This is a genomic window from Streptomyces sp. NPDC005576, from assembly GCF_042871745.1.
GTDB lineage: Bacteria > Actinomycetota > Actinomycetes > Streptomycetales > Streptomycetaceae > Streptomyces.
Window position 1 is genome coordinate 651,618 of sequence record NZ_JBIAJC010000001.1, and the last position, 20,763, is coordinate 672,380.

13 protein-coding genes are annotated in these 20,763 nt (G+C 73.0%); 3 read left to right on the forward strand and 10 right to left on the reverse strand.

The annotated features are described in order from the left end of the window. Nucleotides 1-246: 246 nt before the first annotated feature. The 3 genes from ACFYPN_RS02835 to ACFYPN_RS02845 form a co-directional block, all read right to left on the reverse strand. The gene (locus ACFYPN_RS02835; RefSeq protein ID WP_389296524.1) at nucleotides 247-1,701 is read right to left on the reverse strand and encodes an FAD-dependent oxidoreductase; all 1,455 of its coding nucleotides are present in this window, start codon (nucleotides 1,699-1,701) and stop codon (nucleotides 247-249) included. After that, on the reverse strand, nucleotides 1,689-3,743 hold the full coding sequence (locus ACFYPN_RS02840; protein WP_358764748.1) for a molybdopterin-dependent oxidoreductase: 2,055 nt from the start codon (nucleotides 3,741-3,743) through the stop codon (nucleotides 1,689-1,691). The genes ACFYPN_RS02835 and ACFYPN_RS02840 overlap by 13 nt, the downstream gene beginning before the upstream one ends. Nucleotides 3,744-3,825: 82 nt before the next feature. After that, complete coding sequence (locus ACFYPN_RS02845) at nucleotides 3,826-5,193, reverse strand: MFS transporter (RefSeq protein ID WP_358764740.1); 1,368 nt, start codon at nucleotides 5,191-5,193, stop codon at nucleotides 3,826-3,828. Nucleotides 5,194-5,863: 670 nt separating this feature from the next. On the opposite strand from ACFYPN_RS02845, the gene ACFYPN_RS02850 reads away from it, so the two are divergent. Beyond that, nucleotides 5,864-7,438: a class I adenylate-forming enzyme family protein gene (locus tag ACFYPN_RS02850; protein WP_389296525.1), complete on the forward strand. Its 1,575-nt coding sequence runs from the start codon at nucleotides 5,864-5,866 to the stop codon at nucleotides 7,436-7,438. Nucleotides 7,439-7,529: 91 nt separating this feature from the next. Here ACFYPN_RS02850 and ACFYPN_RS02855 read toward each other — a convergent pair whose 3' ends face one another. The 6 genes from ACFYPN_RS02855 to ACFYPN_RS02880 form a co-directional block, all read right to left on the reverse strand. After that, nucleotides 7,530-9,422 carry an anthranilate synthase family protein gene (locus ACFYPN_RS02855; protein ID WP_389296526.1) on the reverse strand — a complete coding sequence of 631 codons (1,893 nt, stop codon included), beginning with the start codon at nucleotides 9,420-9,422 and terminating at the stop codon, nucleotides 7,530-7,532. Next, a complete protein-coding gene (locus tag ACFYPN_RS02860; RefSeq protein WP_358764735.1) occupies nucleotides 9,419-10,048 on the reverse strand; it encodes an isochorismatase family protein in 630 nt (209 codons plus the stop codon). Before ACFYPN_RS02860 ends, ACFYPN_RS02855 begins: the two co-directional genes overlap by 4 nt. Nucleotides 10,049-10,134: 86 nt before the next feature. Further along, nucleotides 10,135-10,932 carry a 2,3-dihydro-2,3-dihydroxybenzoate dehydrogenase gene (locus ACFYPN_RS02865; RefSeq protein WP_389296527.1) on the reverse strand — a complete coding sequence of 266 codons (798 nt, stop codon included), beginning with the start codon at nucleotides 10,930-10,932 and terminating at the stop codon, nucleotides 10,135-10,137. Between the two features lie 74 nt (nucleotides 10,933-11,006). Beyond that, complete coding sequence (locus ACFYPN_RS02870) at nucleotides 11,007-12,179, reverse strand: 3-deoxy-7-phosphoheptulonate synthase (RefSeq protein WP_389296528.1); 1,173 nt, start codon at nucleotides 12,177-12,179, stop codon at nucleotides 11,007-11,009. 862 nt (nucleotides 12,180-13,041) lie between these two features. Continuing rightward, nucleotides 13,042-15,153, reverse strand: coding sequence for an aminodeoxychorismate synthase component I (gene pabB / locus ACFYPN_RS02875; protein ID WP_389296584.1), 2,112 nt, complete (start codon nucleotides 15,151-15,153; stop codon nucleotides 13,042-13,044). A gap of 44 nt (nucleotides 15,154-15,197) precedes the next feature. Beyond that, complete coding sequence (locus ACFYPN_RS02880) at nucleotides 15,198-15,908, reverse strand: class I SAM-dependent methyltransferase (RefSeq protein ID WP_358764729.1); 711 nt, start codon at nucleotides 15,906-15,908, stop codon at nucleotides 15,198-15,200. Nucleotides 15,909-16,166: 258 nt separating this feature from the next. Here ACFYPN_RS02880 and ACFYPN_RS02885 point away from each other — a divergent pair, with 258 nt between their 5' ends. Next, a complete protein-coding gene (locus tag ACFYPN_RS02885; RefSeq protein ID WP_358764727.1) occupies nucleotides 16,167-18,113 on the forward strand; it encodes a helix-turn-helix domain-containing protein in 1,947 nt (648 codons plus the stop codon). Nucleotides 18,114-18,167: 54 nt separating this feature from the next. On the opposite strand, the gene ACFYPN_RS02890 is transcribed toward ACFYPN_RS02885, so the two are convergent. Then, nucleotides 18,168-19,403 carry a transposase gene (locus tag ACFYPN_RS02890; RefSeq protein ID WP_358764726.1) on the reverse strand — a complete coding sequence of 412 codons (1,236 nt, stop codon included), beginning with the start codon at nucleotides 19,401-19,403 and terminating at the stop codon, nucleotides 18,168-18,170. Between the two features lie 271 nt (nucleotides 19,404-19,674). On the opposite strand from ACFYPN_RS02890, the gene ACFYPN_RS02895 reads away from it, so the two are divergent. Next, complete coding sequence (locus ACFYPN_RS02895; RefSeq protein WP_389296529.1) at nucleotides 19,675-20,661, forward strand: NADPH:quinone reductase; 987 nt, start codon at nucleotides 19,675-19,677, stop codon at nucleotides 20,659-20,661. Nucleotides 20,662-20,763: the final 102 nt, after the last annotated feature.

A 20,763-nucleotide genomic window follows, 5' to 3' on the forward strand; every position in this document is an offset into this window, starting at 1 on the left:
CGAAGCCCCGGCCGCCGGCGCCACGCGCACTCCCGTCCCCCACTCCCCGGCCGGGGGCCCCCCCCCCCCCGGGCCGCGCCCCCCCCCCCCCCCCCCCCCCGCGGGGCCCCCCCCCCCCCCCCCCCCCCCCCCCCCCCCCCCCCCCGCTTCCGTGTGCCCCCGCCCTCCGCCGGTGGCGGAGCCGTCGGCGCCGGCCCGCCCGGCGGAACCCTGTCCCGTCGCCCGGCCCCGCAGCGAGAAGCGCCATCACCCGGCCCCGTCGGCCGGAGGCAGCCCGGCGAGGAGTTCCTCCACCAGCGGACGGCAGCCGCCGCAGCCGGTCGTCGCCCGCGTCGACGCGGCGACGGACGCGACCGAACGAGCGGCGCCCGCGCCCGCGCAGTGCCGCAGGATCTCGCTCCTGGGCACGCCGTTGCAGAGGCAGACCAACTCGTCGGCGGCAGCGGTGGTGCGGGCCGCCGCCCCGGCCAGTTCCGGGAAGAGCAGCAGCCGCCGGTCCTGCGGCACGGCCGCCCGCCGGTCGAAGAGCTGGGTGATGGTGCCGACGGTGGCGCTGCCACCGACGAGGATCGCGCCCGCCACCCGGCCGTCCCGGATGACCAGCTTCTGGTAGACGTTCCGGCTGGAGTCGAGGTAGGTGAGCACCTCGTCCCCGTCGTCGGAGCCGTCCGCGCCGACCTCGCCCATGGTGGCGAGGTCGATACCGGTGGTCTTGAGCCGGGTCACCACCCGGGTGCCCCGGTAGGGCTCGGTGCCGGGGAGCGCGGCGATCGTCCGGGCGGCGACCCGCGCCTGCTCCCAGGCGGGCTGGACCAGGCCGTAGAGCGTCCCGCGGTGCTCGGCGCAGTCTCCGATCGCGAAGATCCGGGGATCGGCCGTACGCATCCGGTCGTCGACGACGATCCCGCGCCCGACCGGCAGTCCGGCCGCCGCCGCGAGGGCGGTGGCCGGGCGCATACCGCAGGCGACGACCAGTACGTCCCCCGGGACCAGCTGCCCGTCCGCGCACCGCACGCCCTCGAACCGGCTGTCCCCGACGACCGACTCGACCTGGACACCCACCCGGGCGGCCACGCCCAGCTCGGCCAGGGAGGCCCGCAGGGCCCGGCCGCCGGCTCCGTCCAGCTGCCGGCTCATCAACCACTCCCCGCCCTGGAGGATCTCCGCCCCGATGCCCCGCTGCACCAGACCCCGGGCGGCCTCCAGGCCGAGCAGGCCCCCGCCGAGGACCAGGACCCGGGCGGAGTCCCCGTCCGTACGCCGCTCCGCCCCCTCGACGAGGCGGAACACCTCCTGGCAGTCGTCCAGGGTCCGCAACACGACGATCCCCGGCAGCAGCCGCACCCCGTCGTCCCCGTGGAGCCCCTTGACCGGCGGCAGCAGCGCCGAGCCCCCGGTGGCGAGCACCAGCGTGTCGTAGCCGGTGACGCTGCCGTCGGCGGCCGTCACGGTGCGCGCCGCGCGGTCGACGGCGGTGACGGCGACGCCGGTCCGTACGGTGATCCCGGGCGGGAGGTCCGGCAGCCGGATGCTCCGTTCGTCGGCCTTCCCGGCCAGCAGATTGGTCAGCAGGACCCGGTTGTAGGCGGCGTGCGGCTCCGCACCGAGCACGGTGATCCGCACCTCGGAGCCGCCGGCGTGCAGTTCCGAGGCGATCCGGTGGCCCGCCATGCCGTTGCCCACCACTACTACGTGTCGCACGTGACCGACTCCAACCGGGCGGCGGACACCTTGAATTCGGGCATCCGGGACTGAGGATCGAGGGCGGACCCGACCAGCGAGTTGGCTCGGCCGGCGCCGCCCCAGTGGAAGGGCATGAAGATGGTGTCGCGCCGGATCGCGGTGCTCAGCCGGGCCTCGGCCACGGCCTTCCCCCGCCTGGTCACGACCTGGACCGGCGCGCCCTCCCCGATGCCGAGGACGGCCGCCAGGTCGGGGTGGAGCTCGACGAACGGCCTGGGCGCGCTCGCCAGGAGGGTGGGCACCCGGCGCGTCTGCGCGCCGCTCTGGTAGTGCTGCATGACCCGGCCGGTGGTCAGGTACAGCGGGTACTCGTCGTCGGGCTCCTCCGCGGCCGGCCGGTACTCGACCGGGAAGAACCGGGCGCGCCCGTCCGGGTGGGCGAAGGAGTCCAGGAACATCCGGGGGGTGCCCGTGGCCGTGGCCCCGGCCCGCTCCGGGCTGGGCCAGTGAACGCCGTCCTCCTCGTCGATCCGGCGGTAGCTGATGCCCGAGTAGTCCGCCACCCCGCCCCTGCTGGCCCGGCGCAGCTCCTCGAAGACGGCCTCGGGCTCGGCCGGGAAGCGGGCGGCGTGGCCCAGCCGCGAAGCCAGGTCCGCGATCATCTCCAGGTCGGTGCGCACGCCGGGAGGCGGCGGCCGGTGCCTGTGGCGGCGCAGCACGCGCCCCTCCAGATTGGTCATCGTGCCGTCCTCCTCGGCCCACTGTGCGGTCGGCAGGACGACGTCCGCGATCGCGGCGGTCTCGCTGAGCACCAGGTCCGAGACGACCAGCAGGTCCAGGGAGCGCAGCCGTGCCTCGACGTGCCGGGCGTTCGGGGCGGAGACGACCGGATTGCTGCCGAAGACCAGCAGCCCGCGCGCCCCGGCAGGGGTACCGAGCGCGTCCAGCAGCTCGTACGCGCTGGGCCCGGGCCCGGGCAGCGACTCCTCCGGTACGTCCCACACGCCGGCGACGTGGCGCCGGGCGGCGGGGTCGTCGATCCGGCGGTAGCCGGGCAACTGGTCGGCCTTCTGGCCGTGTTCGCGGCCCCCCTGGCCGTTTCCCTGGCCGGTCAGGCACGCGTATCCGGCGCCCGGAGTGCCGGGCAGACCGAGCGCCAGCGCCAGGTTGACGAAGGCCGAGACGGTGTCGGTGCCCTTGCTGTGCTGCTCCGCGCCGCGCGCGGTGAGCACCATCGACCGCTCGGCGCCGGCCAGGAGCTGGACGGCCCGCCGCTGGTCGCGCAGGGGAACGCCGGTGATGCGCTCGACCCGCTCGGGCCAGTAGTTGGCCACCACCCGCCGAACCTCGTCGTAGCCGGTGGTGCGGCGGGCGACGAACTCCTCGTCCAGGTGCCCGAGGGCGATCGCGATGTGCAGCAGGCCGTTGGCGAGGGCCAGGTCGGTGCCGGGCGCCGGCTGGAGGTGCAGGGTCGCGTGCTCCGCGGTGGGGGTGCGGCGCGGATCGACGACGATCAGGGACCCGCCGGCCTCGCGGGCCGCCAGCAGGTACTGCGTGAACGGGGGCATGGTCTCGGCCGGGTTGGAACCGATCAGCAGGATCGCGCCGGCCTCGGCGACGTCGGCCAGCGGGAACGGCATGCCCCGGTCGAGCCCGAAGGCCCTGTTGCCCGCTGCGGCGGCCGAGGACATGCAGAAGCGGCCGTTGTAGTCGATCCGCGAGGTACCGAGCGCGACCCGGGCGAACTTCCCCAACTGGTAGGCCTTCTCGTTGGTCAGCCCGCCGCCGCCGAAGACCGCGACGGCGTCCGCGCCGTCCTGCCGCTGGAGCCGCCGGACCCGCCGGACGATCAGGTCCATGGCCTCCTCCCAGGAGGCGGGGACGAGTTCGCCGTCGCGGCGGACCAGGGGGGTGAGCAACCGTTCGGGGGAGTGGAGCAGTTCCACCGACGTCCAGCCCTTCTGGCAGAGCGCCGCCCGGCCCGGCGCACCGCCCGGGCGGGCTGCCAGGGCCCGTGGCCGTACGGTGGTCAGGCCCTCCGGGCCGGGCTCCAGCCACATCCCGCACTGGAGGGCGCAGTACGGGCAGTGCGTCGCGGTGGGCGGGGTCCGGGGCGCCGGGGCGGGCGTCCGCGCCGACGGCTCAGACACGGAGGTCCACCAGGCCGGGCGCCGGCGTCCGGGCGCTCGCCCCGCGCCGCAGGTAGCAGAGCCAGGTCAGGCCCAGGCAGCACGCGTAGAAGACGGCGAAGGCGATCAGCGCCGCCTCGGCGTTCCCGGTGGCCGCGACCGACGCACCGAAGGCGCGGTTGACGAAGAACCCGCCGAGCGCGCCGATCGCGGAGGTGATGCCGAGCGCGGCGGCACTGTCACGGCGGCCCCGGGCGGCCACGGCCTCCTCGTCGGCGCCCGGACGCAGCCGCGCGAGCCGGGCCGAGCGGGCCGTGAAGATCGCCGGGATCATCCGGTAGGTGGAGCCGTTGCCGACGCCGGCGGTGACGAAGAGCAGGAGGAACGCGCCGAGGAAGAGCGGGTAGCTGTGGGCGCGCAGCGCGACCACCACGCCGAGGGCGCCCGCTCCCATCACCGCGAAGTTCCACAGCGTCACCCGGGCACCGCCCCAGCGGTCCGCCAGCCTGCCGCCGACCGGCCGGGTGCAGGAGCCGATCAGTGCGCCCAGCGCGACGTACGGGGCGAGGCCTTGCTCGGGGAACTCCACCTGGACGAGGAGCGGCAGCGCGGTCGCGTATCCGATGAAGGAGCCGAAGGTGCCGACGTAGAGCACCGACATGATCCAGGTGTGGGCGCTGCCCGCGATCCTGAGCTGTGCCGCTGCGGTGGAGCCGGCGCTCCGCAGGTTGTCCATCCCCCGGTACGCCGCGTACGCCGCGAGCAGGATGACCGGCAGCCAGATCCAGCCGGCCGCGGCGAGACCGAAGGTGGTGATGACCCAGGGCACCACCAGCTGCACGGAACTGACGCCGATGTTGCCGCCGGCCGCGTTCAGGCCGAGAGCGGCACCCTGCTTCGACCGCGGGTAGAAGTGGGTGATGTTGGCCATGCTGGAGGCGAAGTTGCCGCCGCCGACACCGGCGGTCGCGGCGATCAGCAGGAGGACCCAGTACGGCGTGGAGGGGTCGTCGACGGCGATGCCGAGCAGGCCGGCCGGGACGAGCAGCAGCAGGGTGCTGACCACGGTCCAGTTGCGACCGCCGAACCGGGCGGGGGCGAAGGTGTAGGGCACCCGCAGCAGGGCCCCGACCAGGTTGGGGAGGGCGATCAGCCAGAACAGCTGGTCGGTGGAGAGGGAACCGCCGCCGAGCCTGACCGCGACCACGCTCCACAGCGTCCAGACGGTGAAGCCGAGGTGCTCGGAGAGGATCGACCGGATCAGGTTCCGGCGGGCGACGTGACGGCCTCCGTCCGCCCAGAACCGCGGGTCGTCGGGGCGCCAGTCGTCGATCCACCGGCCGTCGACCGGGTCGGTGGGCCGTCGGGGGATGGTGGTCATGTGTCCTCTCCTGTGTGCGGTGCGCGCCACGGTGGGAAAGACGGCGTCCGGACGCCGGCGACGGTGGGGGCCCGGGACGTACCCGCTCCGGGCGCGGCGTCGTTGCCCGCCCGCGGATGCCTTCAGGCCCGCTCTCGTGGATTCGTGGTGGTACCCGGAGGTGTCGGGCCACGGGGGGACGCGGGCGGCTGCCGCCGGGCCCGTGCCGCCCGGGGCACGGGCCGCCCCGGGCCCGGACGCCGCCCGCCGGGTCGTGGCCCTTGGGGGGATGCCGGCCCCGGTGGGATCGAGCCTGCCCGGACCGGAGAGGCCGGGCAACCATCCCCGCCCGACCTTGTCAGGTGGCGGACCGCGGCGGACGGTTCCCAGCGGCCCGCCCCGCCGGGCGCGGGGCCCGAGTTGACACAGTGCGGCGCTCACCATTGGTCGCCGCCGAAGAGGCGCCCGAGGATGTACACGCGGAGTTCTTCCGGACGCCGACTGCGGGGGCACGGGGGCGACGCCGGCATCCACCGGGAAGGCAACGGTGCGGCGGCGCCCGCACCCCGCCGTGACCCTCGACGCCCGCTCCACGACTCCGGCCTCGTCGGCCGCGACCCACCCCGGGACACGGCCGGCCGGTGGCGGAGTGCGATTTCGCTTCCGAGACCAAACGAACGGGAAGAGAAGCATGTTCTTGCAACGGGTCGGCAACAAGGGCATCCAGCTGGGCACGGTCTTCGACCGGGCGGCCGCGCGTCACCCCGCGAACCCTGTCTATCTGGATCACGATCTCGACATCGCGCCCGAGCTGGGGCGCCGCATCACCCTCACGGAGATCGCCGGCCTGGTCGACGACACCGCCTCCCGGCTGTGGGCGGCACGGGTGCGGCCCGGGGAACGTGTGGTCATCCACAAGTCGGACAACTTCGACATCTCGCTGCTCGCCTACAGCGTCGCGCGCGTCGGCGGGGTGCCGGTGCTGCTCTCACCGAAACTGGACGGCGCCACCGTTGCCCGGCTGCTGCAGCGGCTCGGGCGGCCGACCCTGCTCACGGACCAGCCGAAGCTGGAGTCCGAACTGCCCGCCGAGGTCTTCGAGCTGGCCGAAAGGGTGCTGGTGGCGACCGGGGAGTTCCCGGGGGCGACATCGCTCGCCGCCCTCGCGGGGGCCGAACGCGTCTCCCCGGTGACCATGCCGCAGGATTTGCCCGCGCTCATCACGCACACCTCGGGCACCACCGGCCTGCCGAAACTCGCGGTGCAGACGGGCCACACGATCCAGGCGCGCTGCCGTCCGCAGTCGGTGCTGCTCGCTCCGGTGGGACGTCACGAACCCATCGCCGTCCACGTCTCCTTCGCGCACTCCCGCATGATCAGCGGGGTGGCGCTGTTCGCGCTGCGCGGCCACCCGCTCATCCTGCTGCGGGACGACGACCCGGAGCGCGCCGCCGAGCTCTTCGCCCGCGTCCCCCCGGGAGTCATCGAGTCCCACCCCAACACGCTGCTGAACTGGGAGACGCTGGCGAAGCACCCGGCGAAGCCGCTCGCGCGGGTCCGGTGCTTCAGCAATACCTTCGACGCCATCCACCCGCGGACCGTGGAGACCCTGCTGGGGGCGTCGGAGCGCAGCATGCCGTTCTTCGCGCAGACCTACGGGCAGAGCGAGACCGGCGCCATCGCTGCCCGTACCTACACCCGCAAGCACCGGGCCGGCGCCGACGGCAGGTGCGTGGGAGTGAACTTCCCCGGCCTGACCGAGATGCGGGTGGTGAGCCGGGACGGCAGGCCGCCGACCAAGGAGAACCCGGGCCGTATCGAGGCGCGCAGCGGCGGGCAGATCGTCACGTACCTCGGCGAGGAGGACCGGTTCGACAACCAGTTCTCCGAAGGGCGCTGGTGGCAGATGGGGGACCTCGGCTACCGCACCAGGCTGGGCTGCCTCCACCTGCTGGACCGGGAGGTCGACGAGATCCCCGGCATCAGCAGCACGCTGGACATCGAGGACAAGCTCTTCACGAGGCTCCCGGAGCTGCTGGAGGTCATCATCGTCCCCGGTGCGGGCGGGGCGCCGGTACCCGTCGTGTGCACCCGGGACGACCGGCCGCTCGACCTCGCCCGGTGGCGCGGCGCGGTCACCGGTCTCCCCGAGCTGGCGGAGCCGGTACAGCGCCGGCTGGACGACCTGCCGCACACCGCCACCACGAAGATCAAGCGCCTGGAGCTGGCCCGGCAGCTGAACACCCCCCAGGACGAAGCCCGCTGACCACCGGGCGGCTGGACGCGCGTCGGCCCGTACCGGGAATTCCCCGGTACGGGCCGGCCGCGTCCACCCCGCTCGCGCGTCGGCCGGGCCGCTACCGTGAGGAGAGCGCGACCGACGGCAGCAGCGCGGTGATCAGGCCCTGGACGATCCGGGGGCCATCCTGGGTGAGCACCGACTCGGCGTGGAACTGCATCGAGGCGAAGTGCGGGCCACGCAGCGCGTGCACCTCACCGCTCTCCCGGTCCCGGCTCACCTCGACCGGTCCCACCCCCTCGGCCTCGATCACGTCCACCGCGCTGGTGGCGACGAAGGTGTTGTAGAAGCCGACCCGCTCCCGGGAGCCGAACAGGTCGATCTCCCGCTGGACGCCCTGGTTCGGGACGTCACGGCGGCGCAGCCCGAAGCCGAGCAGCCCGCTCAGCACCTGGTGGCTCAGGCAGACCGCGACGAACGGCCGCCGGTCGTCCAGGAGCCTTTGCGCCGTCGCCCGCAAGGAGGCGATCTTGGCGTGATCGGACTGCTGCGGGTCGCCCGGCCCGGGGCCCATGACGACCAGGTCGTACCCGTCCACGGTGTGGTCCTCGTCGAACCGTCGCACCGTCACATCGAGTCCGAGCGAGCGCAGTTGGTGGTCGATCATCGAGGTGAAGGTGTCCTCGGCGTCGATCACCAGCACCCGGCGACCGGCGAGTTCGGGCGACGGGCCGCCCGCGGCCTCCCGCCCGCTGAGCCAGAAGTCCGCGATGGTGGCGTTGCGCCGCTCCAGCGCGGCCCGCACGCTCGGGTGGTCGGCGAAGCTCCGGGGCCCGCCCGACTCGAGCGCCGACAGCAGGCCGGCCGCCTTGGCCCGGGTCTCGGCCACCTCGGAGAGCGGGTCGGAGTGGCGGACCAGCGTGGCACCCACGCCGATCGCGATCCGTCCGGTCCGGCCGATCTCCGCGGTACGGATCAGGATGGACGAGTCCATGGCGCGCCCGCCCCGCTCGTCCCGGCCGAACAGCGCGACCACGCCGCTGTAGTAGCCCCGGCCGGTGGGCTCGTACCGCCCGATGACCCGGGCGGCGCTCTCCAGCGGGCTGCCGGTGACGGTGGGCGCGAACATCGTCTCCCGCAGGATCTCGCGCGGATCGCGACCGGTGCGGCCCTCGATGAAGTACTCGGTGTGCGCCAGCCAGGCCATCTCCTTGAGGTACGGGCCGACCACCCGGCCGCCCGTGTCGCAGATGCGGGCCATCATCTTGAGCTCTTCGTCGACCACCATGTACAGCTCGTCGGCCTCCTTGCGGTCCGCGAGGAAGTCCATCACCCCGTGGAGGCTCGGTCCGGAGGCCGGGTACCGGTACGTGCCGCTGATCGGGTTCATCACCGCGACGCCGTCGCTCAGGCTGAGATGGCGCTCGGGGGTGGCCCCGACGAAGGTCCGGTCGCCGGTGTGCACGACGAACGTCCAGTAGGCGCCCGCCTCGCGCTCCACCAGACGGCGGAAGAAGGCCAGGGCGGCGGCCGGCGTGTAGTCGGTGATGTCCGCGACGAAGGACCGTTTGATGACGAAGTTCGCGCCCTCGCCCCGGCCGATCTCGTCGGCGACCACCCGGCGGACGATCTCGGCGTACTCGTCGTCGGCGACGTCGAAGTGGCCGTCGGTCAGCTCGATCGGGGTGTCCGGGATCAGCGCCAGCGCGTCGGCGAGCCCCATCGTGGCCTGCTCGGTGACCGTCATCGCGATCAACGGGGAACCGTCGTCGGTGGCCGCGAAGCCGCGCTCGGCGATCTGGCGGTAGGGAACGATCGCCAGAACCTCGTGGCGGGCACCGCCCTCCGGCCCGGCCGGTGCGGGCAGCGGGATCTCGGCCAGCGTCGCCGGCGTGGTGACCTCGCCGAGCAGCACGTCCAGGGTTCCCCGGCCGGCCGCCTCGGGCCGGTGCAGGAGGGCGAAGGCCGGCGCCCGCCCCGCGAGCACCCGCCCCAGGAGGTCCGCGCTCATACGAAGACCTCCTTGGTGGTGACCACCATCGCGCAGCGTTCGGCGGCGTACTCCAGGGCGAGCCGGTGGTAGTCGGCGGAGAAGTCGGCGACCGCGTCCGCCACCAGGAACGGCTGGATGTCGTTGGTGAAGGCCTCGACCGCGGTCATCAGCACGCCGACGTGCGCGTACACGCCGCAGATGACGAGCTGGTCCCGGCCCGCCGCGCGCATCCGCTCCAGCAGGTCGGAGCGGAAGAAGGCGCTGTAACGCCACTTGGTGAATACCCAGTCGCCCGGCGCCGGTGCCAGCGGCTCGACGACCTCGCGGTCCGCCGGATCCACCCGCATGCCCGCGCCCCAGAAGTCCGCGAGCAGACCGCGCTGCTCCGGAGTCATTCCTCCCGGCTGGGCGGTGTAGGCGACCGGCATGCCCAGTGCGGCGGCCCGTTCGCGGAGCGCGACGGCGTTCCGTACGAGATCGCCGCCCGGCGCCGCGGTGGCCGGGAAGGGCTCCAGGAAGTAGCGCTGCATGTCGTGGACGAGCAGCACCGCGCGGTCGGGATCGACGCTCCACGTCGCGGTGTTGCCGGGCAGTTCGCCCGCTGTCGGCATGGGGTACGACTCGATGGCCGGTAGGCCTGCCATAGCCTTTTCTCCTTGCTGGGAACGTTCTGCGTGCGGGTGGTGCCGGGGCCCGGGGCCGCGGCCCCGGGCCCCGGCGGTACGGCGGGTCAGGCGCCGAGACCGGCGCCGCCGTCGACGGTGAGGTCGTGCAGGGTGATGTGGGAGGCCTGGTCGGAGAGGAGGAAGGCCACCGCGTCGGCGACGTTCGAGGGCTGGGCCAGCCGGCCCAGGGGGATACCCACCCGGAACGCCTCCGGCCGGCCCTGGATGGTGCCCTTCGGGCCCGACTCGTCGTGCCACATGGAGCTGAGCATCGGGGTGTCGGTCGAGCCGGGCGCCACCAGGTTGCAGCGGATGCCGTGCCCGGCGACCTCCAGCCCCAGGCTCTTCGTGAACATCGTCGCGGCGGCCTTGGAGGCGGCGTACGCGGCCATCCCCGCGCGAGGCGTGGCGGCGGCGTTCGACGCCACGGTGACGACCGCCCCGCGGCCGCGCGGGATCATCCGGTTGACCACCGCGCGGGACACGTGGAACACGCCGTGCACATTGACCCCGAAGGTGGCCAGCCAGTCCTCGTCGGTGAACTCCCGTACGTCACCGAGACGCAGTACGCCCGCCGTGTTGACCAGGTGCTCCACCGGACCGAGCTCCCGTTCCACCGCGTCGACCACCGCTTCGACGGCGGAACTGTCGGTGACGTCCAGCGGGAAGGCCGTGACCCGCAGGCCCTCCGCCGTCAGCTTGGCCACGACCTCGCGCAGACCCTCGGCGTCCCGGTCGGCGGCGGCCACCACCGCTCCTCGTTCGGCCAGTGCCCGGACGACGGCCTCGCCGATGCCCCCCGCCGCCCCCGTGACGAACGCGACCTCGTCGACGGTGCTGACCGCGTTGACCGTGTTGATCATGTGTCGGCTCTCCCTGTCTGCCGGCCCGGTGCCGGCCCGGAGTTTGTCGGTCGGTGTGGTCCGCGGACCCGTCGTCAGCCCTGCCAGGCCGACACCACGGCCACGGCCTGATCGGGGTTGAGTCGCGGGTCGCAGAAGCTGGTGTACTTGTCGCCGACGTGGGCCGCCCCGGACGCGTGGGAGGCGCACTCCGTGACGTCGTCGGGGGTGGTCTCCAGGTGCAGCCCGCCGGCCACCCCGCCCGCGGAGCGCACGGCGTACTGGAAGTCCCGGACCTCCCGGACCACGGTGTCCACCAGGCGCGTCTTGAGCCCGCCCGGCGCGGTGACGGTGTTGCCGTGCATCGGGTCGGTGAGCCAGCCGACCGGGTGTCCGGCCGCCTTCACCGCCCCGACCAGCGGCGGCAGCCGGTCGGCGACCGCATGCGCACCCATCCGCGCGATGAGGGTCAGGCGCCCCGGGATGCGCTCCGGGTCGAGCACCGCGCAGAGCTCCAGCAGCTCGTCGACCGCCATGTTCGGGCCGACCTTGCAGGCCACCGGGTTGACGACGGAGGCGAGCAACGCCACGTGGGCGCCGTCCACCTGGCGGGTCCGCTCACCGATCCACGGCCAGTGGGTCGAGGTCAGCAGCGGCCGGCCGTCCTCGTCCTGCCGGATCATCGGCAGCTCGTAGTCGAGGAGCAACGCCTCGTGGCTGGTCCACACCGGCGGAGAGGCGGCCGAGCGCCCCGCCGGGTCGAGCCATCCCAGATGGGTCATGGCCTCGCCGGCCGCCCGGTAACCGTCGAGCAGGCGCCGGGGGTCGGGCTGCCGCAACGTGGGGTCGGGCTCGGGGGAGTTGACCATGTGGCCCCGGTAGACCGGGAGTTCGACGCCGCCGACGATCTCGGTCGGACTCGACCTGGGCTTGGCGAACTGGCCGGCCATCCGGCCGACCCTGACCACCGGCTTGTGGGTACTCATCCTCATGAGGCCCGCCAGGACGTCCAGCAGGCCGCACTTGCGGGCGACGTAGTCGGCCGAGCACTCCGCCGGGTCCTCCGCGCAGTCGCCGGTCTGCATCACCAGCGCCTCCCCGGCGGCCACGTCGGCGAGGAGCGAGCGCAGCCGGCGCGTGTCCTCGGCGGCCACCAGGGCCGGCCGTCCGGCGAGTTCGTTCCTGACGTCCTGTATGTGTTCGCTGTCGGCCCAGTCGGGCTGCTGCAGAGCCGGTCTGGACCGGACGGCAGACGGTGCGGTGACCATGAGTGACTCCCGGAGCGAAAGTACGGTGGCCTCGGCGGCCGGGCGGGTCTCGCGAGAAAGCGACTCGGAGAAGCCAGAAGTGGCATGGAGGTGGGGGTGGCCGGTACGGCCGGCACCGGGCGAGTGCGGTCGCCGCCCCCGGGCGGCTGCGGCCCCTGGGGACGAGGCGCGCTGTCGGTGGACCAGGACCGCCCCCCCCGCGACGGGTGGGTGGGAAGCGCAGCGCCCCTGGCCGGCGATGGTCTGCGTGGCCGGCCGCCGGACGGCTGCGGTTCGTCCCGATCCTGGGACCCGGCGCCGGGCGCTGCCAACGGCCGCCGGCGCACTTCGTCAGGTGGCCGATACTCCATCAGGTCCGGTGCGGCGCGCCCTTCGAGGGCCCGGCGTCCCGGCAGGACGGCAGGTCACGACCGACTTGACATCAACGGGGCCGGGGAGTCGAGCCGGACCGAACGGCGGCCTATCATCCGTCCATTGCTGTTCGAATCCCTCGGCACGGACGACGCGAAGTGTGGTGATCCTTCCATGGCAGCCCTCCCGGTGGTGTGCACGGACGCCACGCTTCCGCGCGATCCGGTCTCCCGGTGCGCACCGCTCTCCGGACGTGCGCCCCTCGGTCACGGGGAGCAGGGCGACCGCTTACCCGCGCCCGGCCCGGCGCGCCCTCCGGCGCCGTCCGCGGACGGGACGGTGGTCTGAAGTGGCGCGGACGCAGCGCCCGGTACGCCCTCCCGCTGTACCGGCCGGCGGCGCGGCGGGTGAACCGGCGGCCGGCGGCCCGCGGCGATCGGCACTCTCCTGCCGTGCGCCGCGGGCCGTCGGCCGACCGCCGGTGAAGGCCTCCGGACGGGGCACGAACCGCTCAGTGGATCAGGGGGTCCGGGTCGCGTTCCGGCAGCTCCAGTCCTGCCAGGGCGAGCAGCGGCGCAGCCTTGACCACGGTCTCCTCGAACTCCTCCGCCGCGTCGGAGAGCGCGATGATCGCGCCGCCGACGCCGTAGCGCAGCCGCCCCGGCGTGATCACCGCGGTGCGGATCACCACGCTGAGATCCGCCGCCCCGGTCAGCGAGAAATATCCGATGGCGCCGGAGTACACCCCGCGGGGCCCCTGTTCCAGCCGGTCGATGATCTCCATCGTGCGCACCTTCGGGCAGCCCGTCATGGAACCGGGCGGGAAGGCCGCCCGGGTGACCGCGACGGCCGAGCAGTCCGCCCGCAGCGTGGCGCGCACCGTGCTGACCAGTTGGTGGGCCCTCGCGTACGTCTCGACGCGGAAGACGTCGCCCGCTTCCACCGAGCCGATCTCCGCGCAGCGCCCGAGGTCGTTGCGGACCAGGTCCACGATCATCAGGTTCTCGGCGCGGTCCTTCTCGCTGGTCCGCAGTTCGGCCGCCAGCGCCTCGTCCTCGCCCGGTGTCGCCCCGCGCGGCCGGGTCCCCTTGATCGGCCTGGACTCCGCGACGCCGTGGCGGTCCACCCGCAGGAACCGTTCGGGCGAGGTGCTCAGCACGGAGAGGTCACCGAAACGCAGCAGGGCTCCGAACGGAGCCGGGCTGTGGCGGCGCAGGAACCGGTAGCCCTGCCAGGGGTCCGGTGCCCCGTCGGCCTCGATCATGTTGGTGAGGCAGACCTCGTACGTCTCGCCGGCGGCGATCTCCTCCTGGCAGATGTCGATGAGGTCCAGGTAGGCGGCCCGGTCGTGCCGCATGCGCAGGGCGTCGAGAGGCTCGGGCCGGGGCGGGTGCAAGGCGCCGCGCCCGGTGAGTCCGGCCAGCTGCGCGGCGGTCTCCTCCAGCCAGCTCCGGGCCTGCTCCTCCGTGCCCTCGTCCGCGAGGGCGAGCAGATGCGTGGTGCCGGTGGCGTGGTCGAGGACCAGCGCGCGGTCGCTGAAGACCATCACGGCGTCGGGTTCCTGCGAGCGGTGGGCCGGCCGGCCGCCGCACTCGGTTTTCAACTCGTAGCCCAGATAGCCGACCCAGCCGAGGGCGAAGTCGAAGGGCAGTTCCGGGATTTCGGTCCGGATCGACGCGAGGTCGCGGTCCAGCCACTCGAAGAAGCCGCTGGTGACCACCTCCGTGGACGTCGCCGACCGGACCGTCACCGTTCCGCTCGTCACGTCGGCCCGGGCGATCCTGGCGAGCGGGCCGCCGGCATCCCCCATGAGGGAGAATCTGGCCCGGCCGGAGTCGGGCCGGCTGCTGTCCAGCCAGTAGGCGTGCTCGCCCTGGCGGAAGATCCGGTCGAAGGCGAGTTCGTCCTCCCAGCGGGTCTCCGTCGAGCGGGTCAGGACGCGGAGCCGGCGCGGCGGTGCCTCGTCGGAGGCCGTCCGGACAGCCGACGGGCGCGGGCCGGCCTCGCCGGGGGCCGCCGCCGCACGGGGGACGGGTCGGCCGGAGCCGCGCTGCCGCGTCAGCCGGCGAAAGTTGTCCAGGAGCTGGTGCCCGTACTCGCCGCCGATCGATTCCGGATGGAACTGCACCCCCCACAAAGGGCGTTCGCGATGCCGCACTCCCATCAGGACTCCGTCGGGAGTCCAGGCGGTGGCTTCCAGCTCGGACGGCAGCCGGTCGACGGCCAGCGAGTGGTACCTGACCGCCCGGAAGGGGGAAGGGAGTCCTTCGAAGAGGTCGGTTCCGGTGTGCAGCACGGGGGAGACACGGCCGTGGCAGGGCTCCGGTGCGCGGTGCACCCGGGCTCCGTACAGTGCCGCCAGCCCCTGATGCCCCAGGCACACTCCCAGGATGGGCAAGGACCCCTCTTCCAGCACCTGTTGGCAGATGCCGAAGTCCGCGGCACGGGTCGGACTGCCAGGTCCGGGGGACAGCACGACGTTGTCGAACTCCGCCACGTACCTGAGGTTCCAGCGGGGGTCGTCGTTGACCACGACCTCGGGCTCCCGGCCGTTCACCTCGGCCAGATAGTGAAAGAGGTTGTAGGTGAACGAGTCGTAGTTGTCGATCAGCAGCGTGCGCACGGAGCCTTCCGACGGGCTGGTGGGCAACGCTGTGTGACGTTCGGTCAGCATGTCGGCTCCACCGCGAGCAGCATGTGCTCCACCTCGTGCTCACCCTCCTGGAAGACGGCACTGCGCACCACCCTGAGCGTCCGGTCGCACGCGTCGGCGATCCGGGTCAGGGTGACCAGGTCGCCGCGCCCGCTGAAGTGCAGCAGCGCGATCCCCTCCGGCGTCAGGCGGTGAGGCGCCTCGGCCAGATACCGGCGGTGCGTCGCGTACCCCGGATCGACGTAGCCGCGTTCGTGCATGGTCTTGTACTGGTAACTCTCCGGAGCCAGGACGTAGTTGGAGTGCCAGAAGACCGTGTCGAAGCGCTCGTCCGCGGCCAGGCCGGCGAACAGGTCGCTGCGCACGCTCCGTACGCGCTCCTGAACGCCGTGCCGTACGGCGTTCATCGCCGTGTTCCGGACCGCCGCCTCGTTGATGTCGGTGGCCACCACCGACGTGCAGCCGCTCAGCGCGCTGGCCACCGCGATCACCCCGGTCCCGCAGCCGATCTCCAGCAGTGAGCCGGTCCGCGGGGACGCCGCCGGATCCGCCAGGCCCATCAGTTCCATGGAGAACGCCGTGGTCGGCGAGTACACCGGCGCGAACACCTCCGGCAGGAGGTCCCACTCCCGCCCGCACAGTCTGAAACTCGCCGGCCGGTCCTTCTGCTCCAGGGCCTGCCGGCTCCTTTCCAGGGACCGACGGTAGTCCTGTACCACCTTCATGATCGTTTCCTCTGAATGCCTGTTCGGCCATCGGGCGCAGCCGCCCTCCGTGCCGTCTTCCGGTGGAATCCTGCCCACGGGACCGCATGGGTGGAAGGTGACCCAGCAACACAACGGACCGCCGGCCGTGGTGCCCCGGCCACCGTCCACCCCTTGAACAAGATCAACAAAACGTTGACTCCGGCCACCCCGGTAAGTAATTTGGCGATCACACGTGGTCGCGGCCGCACACCAGTGGGGGCAGAGGGCGGGGGCGTCATGGCGCGGCAAGGAGATCCGGGCGGGACGGACGCACTGGCGGTACTGAGACTGCTGGCGGACGAGGCCCCGCCGGCGCGTTTCGAGGCACTCGTGGCGCAGGCGCGCCGCGACGGCGCCACCGCCGACGAGCTGGACATCCTGGAGACCACGACCCAGCTCGCCCTGAACATCCACGCCCGGCGGGAACGCCGGCAGCAGCGTGATGCCGGTCTGTCCATGCTGCTGGACACCGCGCGCGACCTGGTCATCCCCAACGATCTCGACGTGATGTTCAAGGTCGTCACCCGTCGTGCGCGACTGCTGCTCGGTGTGGACATGGCCTACATCAGCCTCCCCAGTCCGGAGGACGGGGTCTCGTACGTGCACGCCTCGGACGGTCACACGTCCACACTCAACGTCGGGCTCCGGCTGCCCGGGAACGCCGGACTGGGCAACACCGCCCTGGCCAATCTGGGACCGGTCTGGACCCCTGACTATCTCAACGACCCCGGGATAAAGCACAGTCCGAACATCGACGAGGTGGTCAGGGTCGAGGGGCTGCGGGCGATCCTGGCCGTCCCGCTGAGCCACGACGCGCTTCCCTTCGGTGCCCTCTACGTCGCCGACCGCTCCGTACGCCACTTCACCAGGGACGAGATCTCCCTGATCAGCTCCCTGGGCGACCTGGCCGGCCTGGCCATCGAACGGACCAAGCTCCTGGAGCGGACCGTCACCACCGCGCAGGTCCTGACCAGGGAGAACGCCCGGACGGCCGGGGACCTGGCCGAGAGCCGCGAGCTCGGCCGGATCCACCGCGAACTGATCGAGCTGGGTCTGAACGGTGCGGACCCGAAGACGCTGGCCACGGTGGCGAGCCGGTACCTGCGCGGCAGCGTGCGGATCTGCGCGGCCAACGGCACGGTCCTCACGACGGTCGGCCGGATACCGGAAGCCGGCCTCGCCGCCACGGCATCGGCCATCATGGAGGCCCATGCCGCCGGTGAGCCGGTCGCGATCGACGGCGGCATGTGGGCCACGCCGATCAGCGCCGGTCAGGAGAATCTCGGCGCGCTGCTGCTGAAGCCCGAACAACACCCCACGGAACGCGACAACCAGCTGCTGCGGCTGGTCGCGCAGGCGGTGGCGGTCCAGCTGCTGCTGGAAGCCGGCAAGACCGCCGTGACCCAGGGCCGCGCCCACGACGAACTCCTGGAAGAACTGCTCGCCGTTCCGCCCCGGCCGCCGCGCCAACTGGAGGAACGTGCCCGTCGGCTCGGCATGGACCTCAGCACACCCCACGTCGTGGTCATCGCCCGGCCCGAGGGCGAAGCCCGCGGCAAGGCCTTCACCTGGGCCTCCTCGTACGCGCACCGGATGAACGGGCTCAAGACCGTCCACACCGACAGCGTCGTGCTGCTTCTGCCGGGCACCGACGCGGGCGCGGCCGCGGCGGCGGTCTCCGACGAACTGCCGCTCCTGCTCGACGAACCGGTGACGGTCGCCGGTGCCGGGCCGGTCACCGACGCGGCCTCCGTCTTCCACTGCCACCGGGAGGCGCTGCGCTGCCTCGACGCGATGACGGCCATCGGCACCACCGGACACTCCGCCTCCGCACGCGAACTGGGCTTCCTCGGTGTGCTGCTCGGGGACGACCGCAGCGCCGAGGGCTTCGTCGAGTCGGTGATCGGTCCCGTACTCGAGTACGACCAGCTGCGGCAGACCGAACTCACCCGGACCCTCACCGCCTACTTCGAGACGGGCAACAGCCCGACGCACGCGGCCCAGCGGCTGCACGTCCATCCCAACACGGTCGCCCGCCGGCTGGAGCGGATCGGTGAACTCCTGGGACGGGACTGGCAGCGACCCGAGCGCGCGCTCGAGGTCCAGCTCGCGCTCAGGCTCTCGCGCATCCGCGAGATCCTGATCGGACGGAGTGCCCCGCCGGGGTCGGCGGGCCGGTCCTGAGGCCCGCCGGGCCGGGGGTGCTCACCCGGTCCGGCCGGACCGCCGCCGTGGCCCTCAGGACGCCCGGCACAGTCGGCGGTCGTTGGCCCAGGCCAGCGCGGTGACCGCGTGGGCGGCCGAGGCGAGAGTGACATGGCGGTGCCAGCCGCCGAACGAGCGCCCGGCGAAATCCCTGATCCCCACCTGATCGGCGATCTCGGTGAAGTCCCGCTCGACCCGGCCCGTCAGCCTGCTCAGGCGGAACGACGTGGCCGGCGACTGCTCCGTCAGGTCGGTCAGCCACAACTCCTGGGGCCAGCGCCTTCCGTTCGTCCCCGCCCCGATCAGCAGCAGATCCCCGTCGCCGCGCACCGGGCGGTGGCCGGGCAGGGACAGGCGCCGGCCGCGCGAGGGAATCCGGACCCGGACCCCGGCGACCAGGCTGGTCCGCTGCCTCGACTCCTGGGCGTGGTCCGTCCACGCCACCGGCCGCCGCAGGTCCCGGGCCGCCCCGAGGATCTGGTGGGCCGGAAGCGCGTCGGCGCCGTGGCCCGGCAACGCCTGGTCGACGAGGCTCAGCGCGAGGGTACTGGTGACCCGGGCCACGAACGGCACGTGCGCGCCCTGCAACCGCCGCACCATCGTCATGCCGTCCGCCTCCCGCGCGTCCATCACCACGGGCCGCACCGGCAGCCGCCATGCCGACATCAGCTCCAGGAACGTCTCCACCGCGCACTCGCCGAGCGTCTGCGGGTCCACGCTCTCCGGGATGGACGCCTGCCTGCGCCGCGGCGCGTCGTCGAGCCAGGCCTGCGAGAGGTGCAACCCCCAGTTCACCGGCACGCTCACCTCCTCCGACGCCGACCAGACGCCGACGGCCTGCTGCGCGTTGAGCACCTGGCCGAGCGAGGGGATGAACCTGCGGTCCACGCCGACCGAACGCTCTCCCGCCTTCGGGATGACGATCGGCTGCACCACCCAGGCCTGCGGCGGGGCGACTCGTACCAGGTGGTCCGCCAGTGCCTGACGGACCGGACCCCAGTCCCACGTCGAGCTGCTGACGAAGTGGTGCAGGTTCTGTTCGGTGGCCTGGCCACCGGTCAGGCCCGCTATGTTGCGGATCGACTTCCGGCCCTGGGCGCCCAGCAGCCCCCGCACGTACTCGACGCCCTTGCGGCGCTGGTCCGCCCGGGCCAGCGAGGCGAACAGGAACGAGCACAGCTCGGTGAGGACGACGTCGTGGACGTCGGCGCACACCGATACGTTCCCCTGTCGCCGCACGTCCCCCCTGTGCAGGCCAACGTGATTCATCGAGCTCTCCTCAACGCAGAAGATCGAACGCGGGTTCAAGCGGCTCCACGCTAGGCAGCTCTTTCGGATCCGGCCCAGGTGCACAGAACACCTGCCGCGCGCGGTGACCGATGGCCGGACCACCATCCGGCCGCCGAGCGCCTTCCGGAGGTCCGGACACACCACCGCGCATGTGTGGCCGGACCATCGGACGGGCCTCTCCGATGTGGAGTTGACGGAAAAACCCCTCATCACGACGGTCTTCGCCGGGGTGGTGCGAGACTCCGTGACCATGCGTGCAGCCTTCATAGAGAAACTCGGACCGCCGGAGAACATCCGCTACGGCGAGATCCCCGCCCCCAGGCCGGGCCCGACCGACGTACTGGTCGACGTCACGGTCACGACCGTCAATCCGGTGGACACCTTCGTGCGATCCGGGCTCTTCAGGACCCCCGCCGAGTTCCCGCTCGTGGTGAGCCGTGATCTGGTCGGCACGGTCGCCGCGACCGGGCCGAGCACCCCGGGCTTCGCCGTCGGCGACCCGGTCTGGTCCAACAGCCTGGGCCACGGCGGGCGCCAAGGGGCCGCCGCCGAACAGGCCGTGGTGTCGGCCGACCGCCTGTACCACCTCCCCGAAGGCGTGGATCCGGACGAGGCGGTGGCCATGGTGCATCCGGCCGCGACAGCGCATCTCGGCCTCTTCACCCACGGCCGCGTCCGGCCCGGTGAGACCGTCCTGGTGGGCGGTGCGGCCGGAAACGTCGGCGGCGCGCTGGTCGTACTGGCCGCCGAGGCCGGCGCCCGGGTGATCGCCACCGCCTCCGCCGAGGACGCCGACTACTGTCGCGGCCTGGGCGCGGCGGAGGTGCTCGACTACCGGGACCCCGAACTGGCCCGGCGCGTGCGCGACATCAGCCCGCGCGGCGTCGACGCCCATCTCGACACCTCCGGCTCGAACGACCTCGCCACCGCCGTCGACCTGCTCGCCCCACGCGGCCGGATCGTCCTGCTGGCCGGCGCCCGCTCGCGTCCGGTGCTCCCGGCGGGGGCGCTCTACATGAAGGACTGCTCGATCGTGGGCTTCGTGATCTCCCACGCCACCAGCGCCGAACTCGCCGAGGCCGCCACCACCGTCAACCGGCTCCTCGCCGCCGGGCGTCTCCGCCCCCGGAGCACCGAGGTGCTCCCGTTGAGCGCCGCAGCCGACGTCCACCGCCGGATGGAGCGGGGCGATCTGAACGGCAGACGGGTCCTTCTCCGGACCGGCAGCGGCGCCTGACCGTGACCGAGCTCCGTACCCGTGTCCGCGCACCTCCCGGCCAGACCTGGGGTGACGTCAACTGCTGTGCGCAGCAACCCCCGCAGGGGTGACAGATTCCGG

Excerpts from the sequence above, each read along its gene's own strand:
- ACFYPN_RS02840 (WP_358764748.1), bottom strand. The coding sequence starts at position 3,743 with ATGTGGCTGGAGCCCGGCCCGGAGGGCCTGACCACCGTACGGCCACGG.
- ACFYPN_RS02845 (WP_358764740.1), bottom strand. The coding sequence starts at position 5,193 with ATGACCACCATCCCCCGACGGCCCACCGACCCGGTCGACGGCCGGTGG.
- ACFYPN_RS02850 (WP_389296525.1), top strand. The coding sequence starts at position 5,864 with ATGTTCTTGCAACGGGTCGGCAACAAGGGCATCCAGCTGGGCACGGTC.
- ACFYPN_RS02855 (WP_389296526.1), bottom strand. The coding sequence starts at position 9,422 with ATGAGCGCGGACCTCCTGGGGCGGGTGCTCGCGGGGCGGGCGCCGGCC.
- ACFYPN_RS02860 (WP_358764735.1), bottom strand. The coding sequence starts at position 10,048 with ATGGCAGGCCTACCGGCCATCGAGTCGTACCCCATGCCGACAGCGGGC.
- ACFYPN_RS02865 (WP_389296527.1), bottom strand. The coding sequence starts at position 10,932 with ATGATCAACACGGTCAACGCGGTCAGCACCGTCGACGAGGTCGCGTTC.
- ACFYPN_RS02870 (WP_389296528.1), bottom strand. The coding sequence starts at position 12,179 with ATGGTCACCGCACCGTCTGCCGTCCGGTCCAGACCGGCTCTGCAGCAG.
- ACFYPN_RS02880 (WP_358764729.1), bottom strand. The coding sequence starts at position 15,908 with ATGAAGGTGGTACAGGACTACCGTCGGTCCCTGGAAAGGAGCCGGCAG.
- ACFYPN_RS02885 (WP_358764727.1), top strand. The coding sequence starts at position 16,167 with ATGGCGCGGCAAGGAGATCCGGGCGGGACGGACGCACTGGCGGTACTG.
- ACFYPN_RS02890 (WP_358764726.1), bottom strand. The coding sequence starts at position 19,403 with ATGAATCACGTTGGCCTGCACAGGGGGGACGTGCGGCGACAGGGGAAC.
- ACFYPN_RS02895 (WP_389296529.1), top strand. The coding sequence starts at position 19,675 with ATGCGTGCAGCCTTCATAGAGAAACTCGGACCGCCGGAGAACATCCGC.